The sequence below is a fragment of the Stutzerimonas zhaodongensis genome (assembly GCF_003696365.1).
In the GTDB taxonomy this organism is placed as follows: Bacteria; Pseudomonadota; Gammaproteobacteria; order Pseudomonadales; family Pseudomonadaceae; genus Stutzerimonas; species Stutzerimonas zhaodongensis.
Map to the genome: position 1 here is coordinate 1,672,769 of NZ_RFFM01000001.1, position 16,523 is coordinate 1,689,291.

A 16,523-nucleotide genomic window follows, 5' to 3' on the forward strand; every position below is an offset into this window, starting at 1 on the left:
CTAGCGCCGTCGCAGCGGCTCGAGCAGGCCTGAAAGGCCGTTATGATCGATCTCCTGCATCAGCGCCAGCAGCTGGCCGAGATCCCCGGGCGGAAATCCGACCCGGGCAAACCAGTTCAGGTAATTGCCCGGCAGGTCCGCGATCAACCGCCCCTTGTACTTGCCGTATGGCATTGTCTGGGTAACCAGGCGTTGGAGGTCTTCAGGCTTCATGGAAGGTCGGCATAGTTTCGGGCGGCCGATACTGCCATAGCTCACCTGGAGAGGGGCAACCCTCCCCCCAACAATTTCCCTCCGCACATTCGCACTGCCTATCGGTCGGATAGAAACGCAGTTACCGGCGCAGGTGCATCGCTTTGGCACAATGAGCGCTGACGCAACTGCATCCAATCACGAATGCCGAGGACGAGAGATGACGGACCAACCGAACGCAAGGCCCGAACTGGACGAAGCCGCACTGGCCTTCGCCGAAGCGGTATTCGAAAGCACCCGCAAAGGCGATTCCGCGCGACTGGCGGACCTGCTGGGACGCGGTTTGCCCGCCAACATCCGTAATCACAATGGTGACAGCTTGCTGATGCTTGCCAGCTATCACGGCCACCTGGACGCATCCAGAGTACTGCTGCAACACGGCGCCGACCCGCAGCTACGCAATGACAAGGGCCAAAGCCCATTAGCCGGTGCTGCCTTCAAGGGCAATCTGGAGATGACGCGGCTGCTGCTCGATCATGGCGCTGACGTCGAGAGCGCCTCGCCTGACGGCAAGACCGCGCTGATGATGGCTGCGATGTTCAACCGCAACGAGATTGTGGAGCTATTGCTGGCCCGCGGAGCCGACCCGGCTCGCTCCGACATGAACGGCGTGACGCCGCTCGCCGCGGCCCAATCCATGGGAGCCCAGGATACGCCCAGGCTTTTGACCGACGCCCTAGCCGCCCGCAACTGAGCGCTCGCTGTTGGTCGATCCACAGCCCCTCAACCGCCTCCCTCTGCTGGTCGCATCGCACCCCTGGAGGCCGCTGCTGTCATTTAACGGTGACCCGGCCAACCTCGGTCTGGCCAGCAGCGAACAAGCAGAGGAGCACTCATGACCATCGAAACCCTAGCCATCGAAGGCATCGCTACACCCGTCTCGCGCATCGGCCTTGGCACCTGGGCCATTGGCGGCTGGATGTGGGGCGGTGCGGATGATGACCGTTCCGTCACAACCATTCGCAGCGCACTGGACCGCGGCATAAATCTGATCGACACCGCGCCGGTGTATGGATTCGGCCATTCCGAAGAGGTGGTCGGCAAGGCGCTGGAAGGCGTTCGCGACCAGGCCGTCATTGCCACCAAGGTCGCGCTGGACTGGAGCGAAGGCGGCCCGCGGCGCAACTCCACACCGGCTCGTATCCGTCAGGAAGTGGAAGACTCGCTGCGTCGGCTGCGTACCGACCGCATCGATCTGTATCAGGTGCACTGGCCGGACCCATTGGTGCCTATCGAGGAAACTGCAGCTGAGCTGGAAAAGCTGCGCAAGGAAGGCAAGATTCTCGCAATTGGCGTAAGCAATTATTCGACCGAACAGATGGATGCCTTTCTCAAGGCGGCACCCTTAGCCAGCGTGCAGCCACCCTATAACCTGTTCGAGCGCGCCATCGAAACCGACGTACTGCCTTATGCCCGAGATAACGGCCTGGTGGTTCTGGGGTATGGCGCACTTTGCCGAGGCCTGCTTTCGGGTCGCATGAACAGCGCCACTACGTTCGATGGCGACGATCTGCGCAAGTCCGATCCGAAGTTCAAGGCGCCGCGTTTCGAGCAGTACCTGGCCGCCGTCGAGGCGCTGAAAGCACTTGCCCAGGATCGCCACGGCAAGTCCGTGTTGGCGCTCGCAATCCGCTGGGTGCTCGATCAGGGGCCGACCATTGCGCTCTGGGGCGCACGTCGTCCGGACCAGCTCGACGGGATCGACGATGCGTTCGGCTGGTCGCTCAGCCCGCAAGACCTGCAGGATATCGATGCGCTGCTGGCCGAGCACATCACCGATCCGGTAGGACCTGAATTCATGGCCCCGCCTACGCGCAAAAGCTGAGCAACAGAGCCTGCCGCACTGGCTGCGCCAGGCTCCTTTCAACGACGCGTTCCGCATTATTCACGCAATGAATCGACAAGCGGAGCGATATGAGGATAATTCGCCCTTCGTGCCCATGAGCAGGCCATTTATGGCCCATCTCCGACGAAGGATCGATCTCTGCGATGCGTGCATTGTTCCTCGCCTCAGCGCTGCTGACCTTGGCCACTCCAGCCTATGCCGATCAGCGCCCCTTGCGATTCTCGGTCAGCGACAGCTCGACCATGCCGATGATCCGGCTGAGCCGGGGCGAGGCCACCAATGGAATCCTTTACGATCTGCATCGGCGCATTGCCGAGAAGATAGGCCGCCAGGCCGAGCACCTCGTGATGTCGCGTGCCCGCATTCAGCCACTACTGGCAAACGGCGATGTCGACGTGAGCTGCTACATGAACCCTGCCTGGCTGGCTTCGGATCGCCCCAGCTATCGCTGGAGCGTACCCTTCATGAGCCAACGAACGATACTGGTCGCCAGAATCGACTCGCCTGACGTCGACCTCCGGGCGTTGCAAGGTGAGCGCATCGGAACCGTGCGAGGCTTTCACTATCCTGATATCGATGAATTGTTTCTCGACGGCCACCTGATACGCGATGACGCACGAACCGAGAAACAGGTGCTGGGTAAGGTCGTGGCAGGGCGTTATCGCTACGCGCTCAGTACCCACACGGCGCTGGGCTGGTTCAATCGGAGCCAGCCTGCAGAGCTCAAGCTGCGGGTGATCGATGAGATGACCGAGTTTCCCTTGCACTGCATTGTGCGTGATGAACCCGATGTCCCGGCTCGCCAAGTCCTCGATGCCATGCAGCAGATGCAGCGCGACGGCGAGTTCGAGGCCATTGTGGCGAAATACCGCTAGGCTGCGTCCCGCGCCTGGCGGAGGCACGAACTCTGAGACCTGACTGCTGCCTACCTACTTCACCCAAACTGCTCCACCCTGCGCCACTCGCATCGATGAGCGCGCGCTCGCTACCCGATCATTCTCCATGAGGCGCCGATGACCGAAGTAAAGACAGGCAAGCCGATGCTTTCGCCGCGCGCGATATTGCTCATCGAACTGGCTCTGGCCATGGGCGGGTTCGCCATCGGCACTGGCGAGTTCGCGATCATGGGCCTGATGCCCAACGTCGCGCAGGGGCTGGGGATCAGCGAGCCGCAGGTAGGTCACGTGATCAGCACCTATGCGCTGGGTGTAGTGGTCGGTGCGCCGCTGTTGGCCATTCTCGGCTCCAAGATGTTCCGACGGCACCTGTTGCTGTTGCTGATGACCTTTTTCGCCCTGGGTAACTTCGCCAGCGCCCTAGCCCCGGACTATCACTCGCTGATGCTGTTCCGCTTCGTTGCCGGCCTGCCACACGGTGCTTACTTCGGCGTCGCGATGCTGGTGGCCGCCTCGATGGTGGCGCCGGATCAGCGAGCCAAAGCAGTAAGTCGTGTGCTGGCCGGTCTGACCATCGCCATGCTGATCGGCAATCCGACCGCTACCTGGCTGGGCCAATGGCTGAGCTGGCGCTGGGCGTTCGGGCTGGTCGGGCTGATCGCGTTGCTGACGGTGCTGCTGGTGGCGATTTTCCTGCCATTGGATCGCAGCGAACCGCGCAACAATCCGATGCGCGAGCTTCGCGACTTCAACCGCAAACCGGTGTGGCTGGCGCTGGCCATCAGCTCGATTGGTTTCGCCGGCATGTTCTGCGTGTTCAGCTATCTTGCGCCAACGATGCTTGAAGTCACCGGGGTCGGCGAAAACTGGATACCGGTAGGCCTGGCGGCATTCGGTCTGGGCGGTATCGTCGGCAATATCTTTGGCGGATGGCTGTTCGACAAACTGCGCTTCAAGGCGATCGCGTGGCTGTTGCTGTGGAGCATTTTCGTTCTGTTGATCTTCCCCTTTGCTACGCATTCGCTTTGGACCATCCTGCCGGCCGCCTTCGCGGTGGGTACGATGGTGACGCTGTCGCCTGCCCTGCAGACCCACCTGATGGACGTTGCCGCAGAGGCGCAGACCCTCGCGGCAGCCTCCAACCACTCGGCATTCAACGTTGCCAACGCCCTCGGCCCGTGGCTCGGCGGGCTGGCGATCAGTGCCGGCCTGGGCTGGACCACCACCGGCTACATAGGCGCGGCTACCGGTGCGGTCGGGTTGCTGGTGTTCTGGTGGGCATGGAACACGCGGGACGAGGCGGATGTGAAGTCAGTGGATGCAGCCGTCGTCTGTGATTGATGTCTGTGGGGCAGTGAAGCCGAGTCGAGGCCCGCTCTCATCTGCGGCGGGCTCTACGATCCGGCGTCAACGCAAGCTGTATTCGAATGTGCTGACCACGCGCAAACGCTTGCCTGGCGTCCGTCCGGTATCCATGTCGCTGCCATCGTCATCAAGTACGCGGATAACACCCTGATTGGCGGTCTTAAGCTCACCCAGGCGGGCTCCTGCGTCCTCGGCGAACTTGGCGGCTTGCTCATAGGCGTTGCGGGTAGCGTCTTGCAGTAGTGCAGGCTTCAGATCGTTGAAGCCGCGCAGCTGATACCGCGGCCCTGCGAAGCCGTTCTGTTCGGTATCGAGCTGAATGCCGGCCTGAATCAGCGGGTCGACGCCATTGGCCGCCTTGCCTACCGCCTCGATGCGCGCCGTCTTCACCAGCACCTGACCATTACCATTGAATCGCAAGGCGATGGCCTGCGGCGCCCACTCGCGCGCTAGCAGATCCTGAACCTGCAGCGGCTGTACCTGGATCTCGTCATCGCTGAAACCCTGCTCGCGCAGGAACGCCACGACCCGGTTGCGATCCTCTGACAGTCCCTTCTGAACTCCAGCGAAATCATTCCCGGCGCGACGGAAGCCAAGTGCCCATACGGCGAAATCGCTCTGTACGTCGCGCTCGGCGAGCCCTTTGACAGTGACCGAGCGATCCGCCATGCGAAAGCGTTCCACGCCCTGCCCCACCGACCAACCGGCGAAGGCGAGCGAGGTTGCAATAAGCAAGGCGGGCAGCAAACCAATGCGAGCAGTAGTCACGATGATGTTCCTTGGAGAAATGGGAATGACAATGCTACTGCGCAGCGGCAACAGCCGACAGCTAGCGAAACGCTGCAATCTGCCGTAATGACATATTGTCGTCAGTGGCTTGCACGAGCAGCTCGCTGAACGCTCCAATGATGGCTCAACCGGAGGTGATCCAGCCGCATGTCGAGTTTGCCGTTTTTTCGTACCAGAGCCCGAACCCTCGTTTCGTTGCTCATCGCAGCCGCTCTGGCCGTGTTGCCCATTGGCTGCTCGATGCTTGAGCAGACCGAGCGCGAACTGGTATTTCGGATCGAGCCTGGGACCGCCAGCTGGTTCAGCGGCCTGCCCGATGGGGTCCAAGAGCTCGAGCTGACCGCGCCAGCATTCGCCGAAAAACAGAACATTCATGCCTGGTGGTGGCCTGCAGAGCAGGCAGACGCGCCAGCGGTTCTCTATCTTCACGGTTCGCGCTGGAACCTCACCGGGCATCTGTTCCGCCTGGAGCAGATCCGTGCGCTGGGCTTTTCCGTGCTGGCGATCGACTACCGCGGATTCGGCAAGAGTCTCGGCGAACTGCCGTCCGAGGCCAGCGTTTACGAAGATGCACGGATTGCCTGGGATCACCTCAAGAGCCTGCAGCCGGATGCCACCAAGCGGCTTATCTACGGCCATTCGCTCGGCGGAGCCGTCGCAGTGGACCTGGCCACCGATCTGGGCCAGGCGTCAGATGACAGCGCCGGGGCTCGGGCACTGATCATCGAGTCGACCTTTACCAATCTGGCCGACATCGCCACGGAAGTCGCCGACACGCCTTGGCCGATCCGCTGGCTGGTGTCCCAGAAGTTCGACTCCATCGACAAGATCGACAAGGTTGGCATGCCGGTGCTGATCGTTCACGGCACAGCCGACCCCTATGTGCCGGCACGCTTCAGCAAGGAGCTTTACGACGCTGCCCATCAGCCCAAACGCCTGCTGTTGATCGAGGGTGGCACCCATAACAACAGCATGCGCATCGGGCGGCAGGAATATCGCAAGGCGCTGGACGAGCTACTCGCCCAGCCCTTGAGTATCTCAGGCTGAGCGCGACGGCTGGGTCAGCCTGGGATCGGGGCGTTTTCCTCGAGTAGGCCTTCACGCTTGGCGGCCGACCAGAATTCGCCCGGTATCCTGGCTGACATCGACGCGGCGTTCTCGCGGATATGCTCCGCCTTGCTCGCACCGGGAATGACGGCCGAGACCACCGAAGGCGCATTGCAGAACTGCAACGCGGCCGTACGCAGATCAACCCCGTGCTCGCGGGCCAGCGCGCGATAACGCTCTCGCTTGCTCTGGATGTCCTCGGGCACCTCCTTGCTGTAATTGAAATACTCGTTGCCGGCCAGGTAACCCGAGTTCAACGGCGCGCCGAGCACGAGGGAAACGCCGCGTTTTTCCGCGGCTGGGAACAGGTCGTTCAGGGCATCCTTGTGTTTGAGCAGCGAATACTGGGTCGCTGAAAGAATGATGTCCGGGTCAGACCGTTCGATGGCGCCCAGCGCAGGAGGCAACGTATTCACACCCATCCCCCAGGCCTTGATCAGGCCTTCCTCGCGCATTTTCACCAGTTCCGGCATTGCGCCTTTGACGGCCACCTCGAAATGCTCCTTCCAGCCTTCGCCCATGTCCTCGTTGTCCGGCGATAGGTCGTGTATGAACACGACGTCCAGGCTTGGCACACCCATGCGCTGAAGGCTGTCTTCGATGGATCGACGAGTACCGGAGGCGCTGTAGTCATATTCGTAGTTGAAATTGTTCACACCCTTCCAGTCCTTGTGGGCGTAACCGGCTTCAGGCTTGAGCAGTCGCCCAACCTTGGTCGACAGCACATAGGCATCGCGTTCCTGCGCTGACAACAGCCCGGCGTGGCGCCGCTCGCTGAGGCCCAGCCCATACCAGGGCGAGGTGTCGTAGTAACGAATACCCAGATCCCACGCCTGTTGCAGTAGAGCCAAGGCTTCAGCTTCCGGCATTTCCCGGCGCATGTCGCCCAGGCCGATTGCGCCTCCAAGTCCGAAGCGATAAGGCGGCCGATAGCGCTCATGCCTGCCCTCGTTCATAGGCAGCCGATCAGGTGACTGAGGCGCGGCCCCCTGCTGGTTCTGGTTCGTCTGGGCACGGGCAAATGCAGGCCCAAGCGCCAGCGCGACACCTGCGCCAGCTGTGGTAGAGAGAAATTGGCGACGTTGCATGCGAAACCTCCGTTGCAGAGTGAGCAGGGATAAATCCCCGGGGCGTCTGTTAGCGACCCCATCCTCTTCCACGGGTTTCCTCTACTGTTGAATCGCTCGCGTATAGAGTTGCCTTGAATATAGGCAGCGCCAACTGCGCCTGGTTGGTCATCCCGGTGACGATTGCCCGCCGTCAGATAGCTCGGGCCCCAGCACATCCACTGGGGTCCAGGGATTGGCGCCCGTCCCGATCCAGTCCAGGGTCGCCTGCCAGAAGCTGTCGCGGTAGCGATCGCGAAACAGGTCGAAGTGCCCCACTCTGGTTTCGCCCAGCGCCTGGGGCGTCAAACGGACGTGTTCGCGATAGCAGTTACGGTAGTAACTCAGGCCGCGGGCGATCGCAGGGGGCGTGCCGTATTCGTCGTCAGTTACGCTCACGGCCAGAATGGGGGCACGGATGGCAGCAAAGCGGCGGATCACCTCGTCGCGTTCCGCCGCGGGATAGCTGTCTTCCAGCCGTGCATGGCGATACGCCCATTCCCTTGCGACGCCGGCAGGCAGATCTTCCAGCCAGCCAAGCCGGCGCCCCGGGAAATAGCCGCAGAGCGACGTCAGCACCGGCATGAACAGATGCCACCTGGCGTACATCTGCCAGCGCTGCGCGGGCGCATAGTCGCGCCAGTAAGCGTATTGGGCGCCGACACTGAGAAAGCGATCCACATCGACGGCGGACGCCGCGAATCCCGGCAGAAAGCCGCCGATGCTGTGCCCAACGGCAACCAGCGGACCTACGGGATCCTGCCCGCGCATCCAGCGAACGGCAGCATCGAAGTCCAGATCACCCCAGTCTCGCCAGATGATCCGTGCATTCCTGAGGCTCGCCGGTCGTGATCCTCCAATGCCGCGGTAATCGTAGGCCAGCACCCGGTAGCCCTGATCGCAGAGAAAGGCTGCGTAGCGCGCGTAGTAACGCGCGAGTACGCCCGTTGCACTGCTTATGATCACCGACCCACGCGGCCCGCCAGCCGGCGTCCACAGTTGCCCAGCAAGGGAATAACCATCACGGCATTGCAGAACTACGGGCTCGGACATGGATGCGCATCGGCAGTGGGCTGTCGTACATCCTTGCCTACTGACGCAGGTCTTGCCAGTCAGCGGTCTACAAATAGCGTTCAGCAGGCCCATGCGAAGCCGCTTGCGGCGGGCTCCCGCCGCCATTCACAGCAAGGATGACAGGGGATTTTTCAGTCCCGGCCACAGCGCTGTCGGCGAACGCAACGCTGACTGCGGGGTCCATCATCCGGCTAACGTATTGCCGCCTGTGTACACCGTCCCGGCCAATCCGCGCTCGACCCAACATTCAGCCCGCCGCCCAGTCTCCTGCTCATTCCCGGCAGCACAACGGCGTTCTTTCGGAGATTTTCATGCAAAGCGATCAGCTGATCGTGTTCGCCGTTCTGGCCGCGACATTGGGCTTGTTCGTGTGGAATCGCTGGCGTTACGACATTGTTGCCATCGGTGCGTTGCTGGTGGTCACCCTGGCCGGAATCGTTCCCCCGGAGGAAGCGTTCATGGGCCTCGGCCACCCGGCGGTAATCACCGTTGCGGCCGTGCTGGTGCTTAGCCGTGGTCTGCTGAACGGGGGCGTGGTGGACTCGCTGGCGCGTCACCTGACCCGCGTCGGAGACCGGCCATGGATTCAGGTGCTGACGTTGAGCGGCATCGTCGCGCTGTGCTCGGGCTTCATGAACAACGTCGGAGCGCTTGCGCTGTTCATGCCGGTAGCCGTGTGGATGTCCCGCCAGAGTGGTCGCTCGCCCTCCTATCTTTTGATGCCGCTGGCCTTCGGCTCGTTGCTCGGCGGAACACTGACCCTGATCGGCACGCCTCCCAACATCATCATCGCCGGCTACAGACGGGATACGGGCGAGGCACCATTCGGCATGTTCGACTTTCTGCCGGTCGGCCTGGCCATCACGCTCGCTGGCGTGCTCTTCATCGCTCTGCTGTGGCGGCTGACCCCACGGCGCGAAGATCAGAGCAGCGATCAGGAGCTGTTCGAGATCAGCGCCTACATGACCGAACTGCAGATCCCGGCGGGCAGCAAGTATGCGGGCCGGACCCTTCACGACCTGATAACCGCTGGGGGCGAGGACGTTGAAGTAATGGTCATCGCGCTGGTGCGCGGAGGTGAATACAAACGCATGCCGTCTACCTACGAGGTGCTGCGCGACGACGACATCCTGATGGTCGAAGCGGACTCCGAAATACTCAAGAGCTTCCTCGATGTTACCCACCTTCAACTGGCAGCCGAGGCGGACAGCAAAGCCGAAGCCCGTGAAAAAGCCGAGCAACAGAAGCAGGCGGAAAAGAATGGCGAAGCCAAGGCCGAGGCGGACGCCGAATCCAATGGCGCACGCCGCGCTGAGCGCGCGCTGGCAGAAGCTATCGTCACCGCGGGCTCTTCATTGGTCGGCACCACCGCTACCGGTTTGGCTCTGCGTGAGCGCCATGGTGTGAACATTCTCGCCGTGGCACGGCAAGGTCAGCGACTGCGCCAACGCCTGAGCAAAATCCGCTTCGCTGCAGGCGACATCCTTCTGTTGCAGGCTCGCGAAGATCAACTGCAGGCAACGCTGAACAATCTCGGTTGCCTGCCGTTGGCCTCGCGCGGACTGCGCATCACCGCGCCGCGCAAGGTGCTACTGGCTAGCGGCATCTTCGCTGGCGCGCTGGCGCTGATTGCAATGGGATTGCTTCCTGCAGCCGTCGCCCTGGTGGGCGGGGCGCTTGTGATGATTCTGGTCGGCCTGGTCCCTACCGGAGACATCTACAAAAGTATCGACATGTCGATAATCGTGCTCATCGCCGCCATGCTGCCGATTGGCGAAGCGCTGGAAACCACCGGAGGCTCACGGCTGATCGCTGATGCTTTGCTGGAAATCGGCCAGGCAGCGCCACCGGCGGCTACGGTGGCGATTCTCATGATAGGCGTGATGGCGCTGTCGAACGTGGTCAACAATGCCGCTGCCGCGGTACTCGCAGCGCCAGTGGCAATTGCTCTGGCACGCAGCATGGAGGCCTCTGCTGACCCCCTGCTGATGGCCGTGGCGATTGGCGCATCCTGCGCGTTTCTCACACCTATCGGCCATCAATCGAACACGCTGGTCATGGCGCCGGGGGGCTACCGTTTCGGTGATTACTGGCGGCTCGGCCTGCCATTATCAATCGTCGTCGTGCTGGTAGCGGTGCCGGTCATTTTGTGGGTCTGGCCGCTTTAGCGGCGAAAACAGTCCGGCCCGCGCCGCATGCCTGGCCGACATGCCCACCGGTTACCTGTCCTTGAGGCCGCGCAGCAGCGCCTTGTGGAATACCTCCGGCGCCTCGACCTGGGGTGAGTGACCAAGCTCGGGGAACGGCACCAGCGTGGCTTTCTGGATGGTTGCCGCAGCACGTCTGCCGAGTTCCGGGTAGTTGCCCAGACGCTCGGCAACTTCCTTCGGCGCGCGGTTGGCGCCCGGTGCAGTGCGATCCTTGCCTCCGATCAACAGCAGAGTCGGCATGCTCAGCTTGTCGAACTCATGGATAACGGGCTGGGTGAACACCATCTCGGAGGTCTGCGCCTGGTTCCAGGCGACGATTTCCTTGCCGCTCCCGGCGTACATCCCGGCCAGCATGTTCACCCATTGGTCGTACTCCGGCTTCCAGTTACCGTCGTAGTAGAACTTCTGCTGGTAGCCCTTGATCTTCTCGAAGTCGGTCTGCAATTCCCCCTCGTACATCGTGTCGATAGCCGCGTAGGGAACACCTTCGGCCTGCCAATCCTCAAGCCCTATGGGATTGACCAGCACCAGTTGCTCGACCATCTGTGGATAGTTGAGCGCAAACCGTGACGCCAGCATGCCGCCCATCGAATGGCCGATCACGGTGACCTGATCGATATCCAACGATTGCAGCAACGCCTCGGTGTTGTACGCCAGCTGGGCGAAACTGAACTGGTAACCCAGAGGCTTGCTGGAGCTGCAGAAGCCAATCTGGTCCGGTGCAATGACCCGATAACCATTCTGCGATAGCACCGCAATGCTTTCCTGCCAGGTCGCGGCGCAGAAATTCTTGCCATGCATCAGCACGATGGTCCGTCCGTTAGCCTTACCGGTCGGCGCAACGTCCATATAGCCCATCGTCAGCGACTGCCGCTGCGAGGAGAACTCGAAGCGCTTGATCGGATGGGGATAGCTGAAGCCTTCGAGTTGCGGGCCATAGACAGGACGCTCATCGGCCTGCAGCGAGGGGATCAGGGCAAGCCCGGTGGCGAGCATCAGGGAAGACATGGCTTTGTTCACGCATCGACTCCTTGCAGGCGGCCGTTGGCCGCATTTTGGCATTGAGACCGTTGTACCACCTGGACCTGTCGGTGCCGCCCTGAGGGGCTCCGGGGCTCAAGCACAGCGGTCGTACCTATCTGGGAGCCTGAGCAGCGGCCAGGGTTCGGTGGCCTTGATGAAGCGAGTGTTTCGCCATTATTCGATTAAGACGTCGCCTATTCGGCACCGACCTGCTGAATGTCGAAGCCGATGCGGTTGTCGGCGCTGATGCGAAAGTGCAGGGTCTCTCCGCGCTCGACCTGAGCCGCCTTCTCACGCAACAGGCGCCCCTTGCCACAGAGGGTGTCGTCTTCGGGATCGGACTCGATGCTGACGATCCGCATACCCGCCGGTACGTAGAGCCGCACCTGCTCACCGACATGAATGCGCGCCGCAAGCATGCGATCGACCATCACTGCCACGTAGCAACCGCCGCCGCGTATTCCGAAATCGCGAGTCACGACGATCTCTCCACCGTTGGCAACAGGCGACTGGTAGCCACGCAGGCGCTCTTCCGGCACAGGTTTGATGTCTTGCGGGGCAGCCTGCCAGGAGGAACAGCCGGCCAGCGCCAGCAAGGGGAACAGTGCGACGAGTAAGCGCATGAAAGGATTCCGGTCGAGTAAGCGAAACGGTGATGGTATGACAGCTTAGCTGGCCGCCGCGCGAATTGTGCTAGACCCGTTATCAGCGAGTCGAAACCGGATGGCTGCTTCCTGGGTAGGGCCGTTCCTCCTCGAGCGATCCATGGCGGTCATAGACCTCGACCGAAGCGGTCTTGCCTTCCATGAAGCTGTCGAGGCCGGTGAACATTTCGTCCTTGGTCAGGGTGCGCAGCACGGTTTCCTGGGTCTGCTGATCGGTCAGCTCCCAGCCCATGGGTGTCGGGTTAACGTGGTACTTGTCCATCATCGCTCCTTCAGAGGGTCTCGCCATCCGGCGGGCCTCAGAGATTTCGGTTCGGATTACGGCTGCAGGACGCGCCAAGCCTAGCTTCGATCGTCAATACCGAGCTCGATATCGTCGAAATCCGGATCTTCTCCCGGCTCCTTCTCACCGCTGTCGGTCATGGTCACATCCGGCAGATCTTCGGCAGGCTCGTCGTGCCCGGTCTGGTCATGGGGTGTTGCGTTCATGGCGTTCTCTCTTCTGCAATGGGTTCTGCCGGATTGGAACCCTTGCCTCAGGTTGACGTTCGGCGCCCCGCTTGCCGGCGGTCCGATCGCGCTTCAGGCAGAACGATCTGCCATGGGGCCTCAACTTGCGATTGCAGCCACACCTGGACTCCACCACACTGCCGACAATCCCACCTGTACCGGAGCTGCTCCCATGCCTGCCACTAGCCAACCTTCGCGCGACAGCATCCTCTCCGACCCGGATGCCCTCAGCTGCACCATCTACCGTGCCCACGAAACCGATCCGGATGGCGAAGAACTGGACATGGGCGATGCCCGAGTGATCATCACCGGCCAGTTCGAACCGCCACAGGAGTGGGATGCCAAGGCTCGCGCCGACTATTTCGATGGTATGCCGGAGGAGGCGTTTTTCACCGCCGTGTTCGCCAGCGAAGCCGGGTCCGATTCCAAGGGCTTTTTCACGGTAGAGGCGGATGACTACGCCGCCGTGACCGAGCTTGATGGCAGCATCGCCATGTTCTACGTGTGCGAACGTCTGGATGACGGCAGCTACGTGATGCTGCGTGAAGAAGACGACGAGGAATAAGTCACCCGCCTGGCCAGACCAGGCGCACCAGACGGGTAATCGAACCCGCTCCCGCTCGATCGGGTCTGTGCTGTATGGGCAGACCTTTCGGTCACACGACCGAAATTGCCCTCGCCAGACCCACCTGCCGCATATCGAAGAGGAATCTCATGAGCCCTCTGCTTCGCCTCTGGCAATCGCCGGTTTCACGCATGAAGCTGGTCGCCGGCCTGCTCCTGCTTCTCGCCGCCCTGCTCTACGTGATCGCGACCGCCATGGAGCCGCGCCATCCGGCCTGGGGTTATGTCGCCTCCTTCGCCGAAGCCGCCATGGTCGGTGCGATCGCTGACTGGTTTGCCGTTACCGCACTGTTCCGCCACCCGCTCGGCCTACCGATCCCGCACACGGCAATCATTCCGCGCAGCAAGGCACGAATCGGGCAGAACCTCTCGACCTTTATCACCACCCATTTCCTGTCGACGCCCCTGGTGCTGGCCAAGCTGGAAGCGCTGGACCTAGGCGGGCGCCTGGCCAACTGGCTACGCCACCCGGCCAATGCAGAAGCGGTCGGGCAGCAGCTCACTGGCATGGCGCGATTCGGCGTCGAGTCGCTGCATGACGAGCGCGTGCAAGCATTCGTACAGGCCAAACTGATCAACCGAGCACGCAAGGTCGATCTCGCGCCCATCTGCGGCCAAGTGCTGGAAATGCTCACCCGCCAAGGCAAGCACCAGGCGATGCTCGATGAAGCGCTGATCAAGATCGACGACCTGCTTCAGGACGATGACACCCGTGCGCTGGTGGCTGACGCAATAACTGCCGAAGTTCGCACGCTGCGCTATCTCGGCCTTGGCAAGGCAGTCGGCGGTTGGTCGGCAAACAAGTTCGTCGACGGCGTGTCGGCGGTGATCGCCGAGGTGGCCAACGATCCAGAACACCCACTGCGTGAGCGCTTCGACGAGCATGTCGCCGAGTACATCGATCGCATGAAGCACGATCCCGAATATCGGCTGGAGGTCGAGCGCATCGTCGCCCAGCTGCTGGATCACCCCGCCACCACCGATTACCTGCGAACGCTATGGGGTGAACTGACCCAATGGCTACAGGACGATCTGGACAGCCCCGACTCGCGCATCGGCAACCGCATCGTGCGCATAACGCAGGGCCTCGGCGACTCGCTGGCGGCGGATACTGCCATGCGCACCTGGATCAACGAGCAGCTGATGGCCGCCGCGCCAGGGATGCTTGAGCGCTACCGCGGCCAGATCGGCAAATACATCGCCCAGCGCGTGGAGAACTGGGAAAGCCGCGAACTGGTCGAGCAGATGGAGCAGAGCGTGGGCAAAGACCTGCAGTACATCCGCATCAACGGCACGCTGGTGGGCGGGCTGGTCGGGCTGGTACTACATGCATTGACTCAGCTGGCAACCGGCTGACGCCGTATCAGGCATCAAGCAGGGCAACACCGTGTTGCCCCCTCTCGACTGGCAGCGTCAATCAGACGGGTTGCTGGGCGATCCGCTGCACCAACCGCGCCTGCAGCTTTTCCAGTTCCGCTGGCTCGGCTTTGCCCGCCGCATGGATGCCGAGCCCCTCGCCCGAGTGGCGCGGCACGATATGCACATGGATATGAAACACCGTCTGCCCCGCCGGCGCGCCATTGAACTGCGCGATCTGCACACCGTCGGGCTGCAATTCGTCGACGATAACGCGGGAGAGCTTCTGCACCACAGCCATTACCTTGCACAACGCGTCGGTATCCACATCCAGGATGTTGCAAGCCGCCGACCGTTTGGGAATCACCAATGTGTGGCCGTAGGCCTGTGGGAAAAGATCGAGAAAGGCGAGCACATCGTCATCCTCGTAGAGCTTGTAGCAAGGCGCATCGCCACGAATGATCTGGGCGAAGATGTTCTGTGGGTCGTAAGGGTTATTCAAGGACACTGGACGCGCTCCATGGCGGAAATGACAGAAAAGACCATAACGGGAATCAGGGGCATCGAACCAGTACTGGCGATCCAGATGCTGCCGCATGGCGCTTACCGGCTCGCCCTTGGCAAGTGATAGGACGCTGCTGCACCGGGGCTATGAATCCTGACTCTGAATCAGTACTCCGCATCCAGACCTCAATCGGCACTCCAAGGGGTTTGACGAGGTCTCAGTCTGATATCAGCAGCCGTTGCGCCGCAGCAATACCACGATGCGGCCAGCGATATGTCCAGCCCCGAAGGCCTATGACCAAGCTTGAACGATGCCGGCGATAACGCCTTTACCAAAGACCGGAGAGAACCGATGCACGATCTGTCCACCTTTCCCATCACCCAGAAATGGCCCGCAAGCTATCCGGATCGCCTGCAGCTCTATTCGCTGCCGACGCCCAACGGGGTGAAGGTCTCGATCATGCTGGAAGAGACCGGATTGCCCTACGAGGCACACCTGGTCAGCTTCGAGAGCAACGATCAGCTGTCCGAAGAGTTTCTCTCTCTGAACCCGAACAACAAGATCCCTGCGATCCTCGATCCCAACGGGCCGGATGGGGAGCCGCTGGCATTGTTCGAATCCGGAGCGATTCTTCTTTATCTGGCGGACAAGACCGGGCAGTTGATGCCGGAGGGCGCCACAGCCCGCTACGAGACGCTTCAGTGGCTGATGTTCCAGATCGGGGGTATAGGGCCGATGTTTGGGCAGCTCGGCTTCTTCCACAAGTTCGCCGGCAAGGACTACGAAGACAAGCGCCCGCGCGACCGTTACGTCGCCGAAGCCCAACGCCTGCTCGGCGTGCTGGATAGGCGTCTGGAAGGCCGCGAGTGGCTCATGGGAGGGCGCTACAGCATCGCTGATATCGCGACCTTCCCATGGGTGCGCGGCATGGTGGAGTTCTACGAAGCGCGCGAGCTCGTCGAGTTCGATCGTTTCGTCAACGTGCAGCGGGTACTGGACGCCTTCGTTGCGCGGCCAGCTGTGGCCAAGGGGCTGAATATCCCGCCGCGCGGGTGATAGTGAACTAGGGTGACTGGATGAACCGGTCAACGGGGACGATTACCGTCTGACCTCGCCAAAACGAGCGGAGAGGTGAAGACATGGCAGGTGGAAGCTCGCGACTCAGACCGTATTGCACGGACGCCCGCTGCTCAGA

18 protein-coding genes are annotated in these 16,523 nt (G+C 61.7%); 9 read left to right on the forward strand and 9 right to left on the reverse strand.

What is annotated here, in order from left to right; all coding sequences use genetic code 11:
* Window positions 1-213, reverse strand: a complete 213-nt coding sequence (locus EA797_RS07670) for a DUF3820 family protein (protein WP_122164511.1) — start codon at window positions 211-213, stop codon at window positions 1-3.
* Between the two features lie 199 nt (window positions 214-412).
* Here EA797_RS07670 and EA797_RS07675 point away from each other — a divergent pair, with 199 nt between their 5' ends.
* The 4 genes from EA797_RS07675 (at window position 413) to EA797_RS07690 (ending at window position 4,335) form a co-directional block, all read left to right on the forward strand.
* Window positions 413-946 (forward strand): ankyrin repeat domain-containing protein, encoded by a 534-nt coding sequence (locus EA797_RS07675; RefSeq protein WP_122164512.1) that lies wholly within the window; start codon window positions 413-415, stop codon window positions 944-946.
* Between the two features lie 141 nt (window positions 947-1,087).
* Window positions 1,088-2,077, forward strand: a complete 990-nt coding sequence (locus EA797_RS07680) for an aldo/keto reductase (RefSeq protein WP_122164513.1) — start codon at window positions 1,088-1,090, stop codon at window positions 2,075-2,077.
* A 164-nt stretch (window positions 2,078-2,241) separates the two neighbouring features.
* Entirely contained in the window at window positions 2,242-2,973 is a 732-nt protein-coding gene (locus tag EA797_RS07685) for a substrate-binding periplasmic protein (RefSeq protein ID WP_122164514.1), read from the forward strand.
* Between the two features lie 138 nt (window positions 2,974-3,111).
* Window positions 3,112-4,335: an MFS transporter gene (locus EA797_RS07690; protein ID WP_122164515.1), complete on the forward strand. Its 1,224-nt coding sequence runs from the start codon at window positions 3,112-3,114 to the stop codon at window positions 4,333-4,335.
* A gap of 66 nt (window positions 4,336-4,401) precedes the next feature.
* Here the strand turns inward: EA797_RS07690 and EA797_RS07695 are convergent, their stop codons facing one another.
* On the reverse strand, window positions 4,402-5,127 hold the full coding sequence (locus EA797_RS07695; RefSeq protein WP_122164516.1) for an SIMPL domain-containing protein: 726 nt from the start codon (window positions 5,125-5,127) through the stop codon (window positions 4,402-4,404).
* 168 nt (window positions 5,128-5,295) lie between these two features.
* Here EA797_RS07695 and EA797_RS07700 point away from each other — a divergent pair, with 168 nt between their 5' ends.
* Window positions 5,296-6,195, forward strand: coding sequence for an alpha/beta hydrolase (locus tag EA797_RS07700; protein ID WP_122164517.1), 900 nt, complete (start codon window positions 5,296-5,298; stop codon window positions 6,193-6,195).
* A gap of 14 nt (window positions 6,196-6,209) precedes the next feature.
* Here EA797_RS07700 and EA797_RS07705 read toward each other — a convergent pair whose 3' ends face one another.
* Together EA797_RS07705 and EA797_RS07710 are read right to left on the reverse strand one after the other, a co-directional pair.
* Window positions 6,210-7,343: an aldo/keto reductase gene (locus tag EA797_RS07705; RefSeq protein WP_122164518.1), complete on the reverse strand. Its 1,134-nt coding sequence runs from the start codon at window positions 7,341-7,343 to the stop codon at window positions 6,210-6,212.
* A gap of 147 nt (window positions 7,344-7,490) precedes the next feature.
* Window positions 7,491-8,414: an alpha/beta hydrolase family protein gene (locus EA797_RS07710; RefSeq protein WP_122164519.1), complete on the reverse strand. Its 924-nt coding sequence runs from the start codon at window positions 8,412-8,414 to the stop codon at window positions 7,491-7,493.
* Window positions 8,415-8,746: 332 nt separating this feature from the next.
* Between EA797_RS07710 and EA797_RS07715 the strand changes: the two genes are divergently transcribed.
* A complete protein-coding gene (locus EA797_RS07715; RefSeq protein WP_122164520.1) occupies window positions 8,747-10,603 on the forward strand; it encodes an SLC13 family permease in 1,857 nt (618 codons plus the stop codon).
* Window positions 10,604-10,654: 51 nt separating this feature from the next.
* Here the strand turns inward: EA797_RS07715 and EA797_RS07720 are convergent, their stop codons facing one another.
* The 4 genes from EA797_RS07720 to EA797_RS21790 form a co-directional block, all read right to left on the reverse strand.
* Window positions 10,655-11,641 (reverse strand): alpha/beta fold hydrolase, encoded by a 987-nt coding sequence (locus EA797_RS07720; RefSeq protein WP_304664791.1) that lies wholly within the window; start codon window positions 11,639-11,641, stop codon window positions 10,655-10,657.
* Between the two features lie 221 nt (window positions 11,642-11,862).
* Window positions 11,863-12,291 (reverse strand): 3-isopropylmalate dehydratase, encoded by a 429-nt coding sequence (locus EA797_RS07725; protein WP_122164521.1) that lies wholly within the window; start codon window positions 12,289-12,291, stop codon window positions 11,863-11,865.
* 82 nt (window positions 12,292-12,373) lie between these two features.
* The gene (locus EA797_RS07730; RefSeq protein ID WP_122164522.1) at window positions 12,374-12,595 is read right to left on the reverse strand and encodes a hypothetical protein; all 222 of its coding nucleotides are present in this window, start codon (window positions 12,593-12,595) and stop codon (window positions 12,374-12,376) included.
* 80 nt (window positions 12,596-12,675) lie between these two features.
* Window positions 12,676-12,822, reverse strand: coding sequence for a hypothetical protein (locus EA797_RS21790; protein WP_167468755.1), 147 nt, complete (start codon window positions 12,820-12,822; stop codon window positions 12,676-12,678).
* A 193-nt stretch (window positions 12,823-13,015) separates the two neighbouring features.
* Here EA797_RS21790 and EA797_RS07735 point away from each other — a divergent pair, with 193 nt between their 5' ends.
* Together EA797_RS07735 and EA797_RS07740 are read left to right on the forward strand one after the other, a co-directional pair.
* Window positions 13,016-13,408: a hypothetical protein gene (locus EA797_RS07735; RefSeq protein ID WP_122164523.1), complete on the forward strand. Its 393-nt coding sequence runs from the start codon at window positions 13,016-13,018 to the stop codon at window positions 13,406-13,408.
* Between the two features lie 149 nt (window positions 13,409-13,557).
* Window positions 13,558-14,823 carry a DUF445 domain-containing protein gene (locus EA797_RS07740; protein ID WP_122164524.1) on the forward strand — a complete coding sequence of 422 codons (1,266 nt, stop codon included), beginning with the start codon at window positions 13,558-13,560 and terminating at the stop codon, window positions 14,821-14,823.
* Between the two features lie 61 nt (window positions 14,824-14,884).
* Here EA797_RS07740 and EA797_RS07745 read toward each other — a convergent pair whose 3' ends face one another.
* Window positions 14,885-15,331, reverse strand: coding sequence for an HIT family protein (locus EA797_RS07745; protein WP_122164525.1), 447 nt, complete (start codon window positions 15,329-15,331; stop codon window positions 14,885-14,887).
* 348 nt (window positions 15,332-15,679) lie between these two features.
* On the opposite strand from EA797_RS07745, the gene EA797_RS07750 reads away from it, so the two are divergent.
* Window positions 15,680-16,384, forward strand: coding sequence for a glutathione S-transferase N-terminal domain-containing protein (locus tag EA797_RS07750; RefSeq protein ID WP_122164526.1), 705 nt, complete (start codon window positions 15,680-15,682; stop codon window positions 16,382-16,384).
* Window positions 16,385-16,523: the final 139 nt, after the last annotated feature.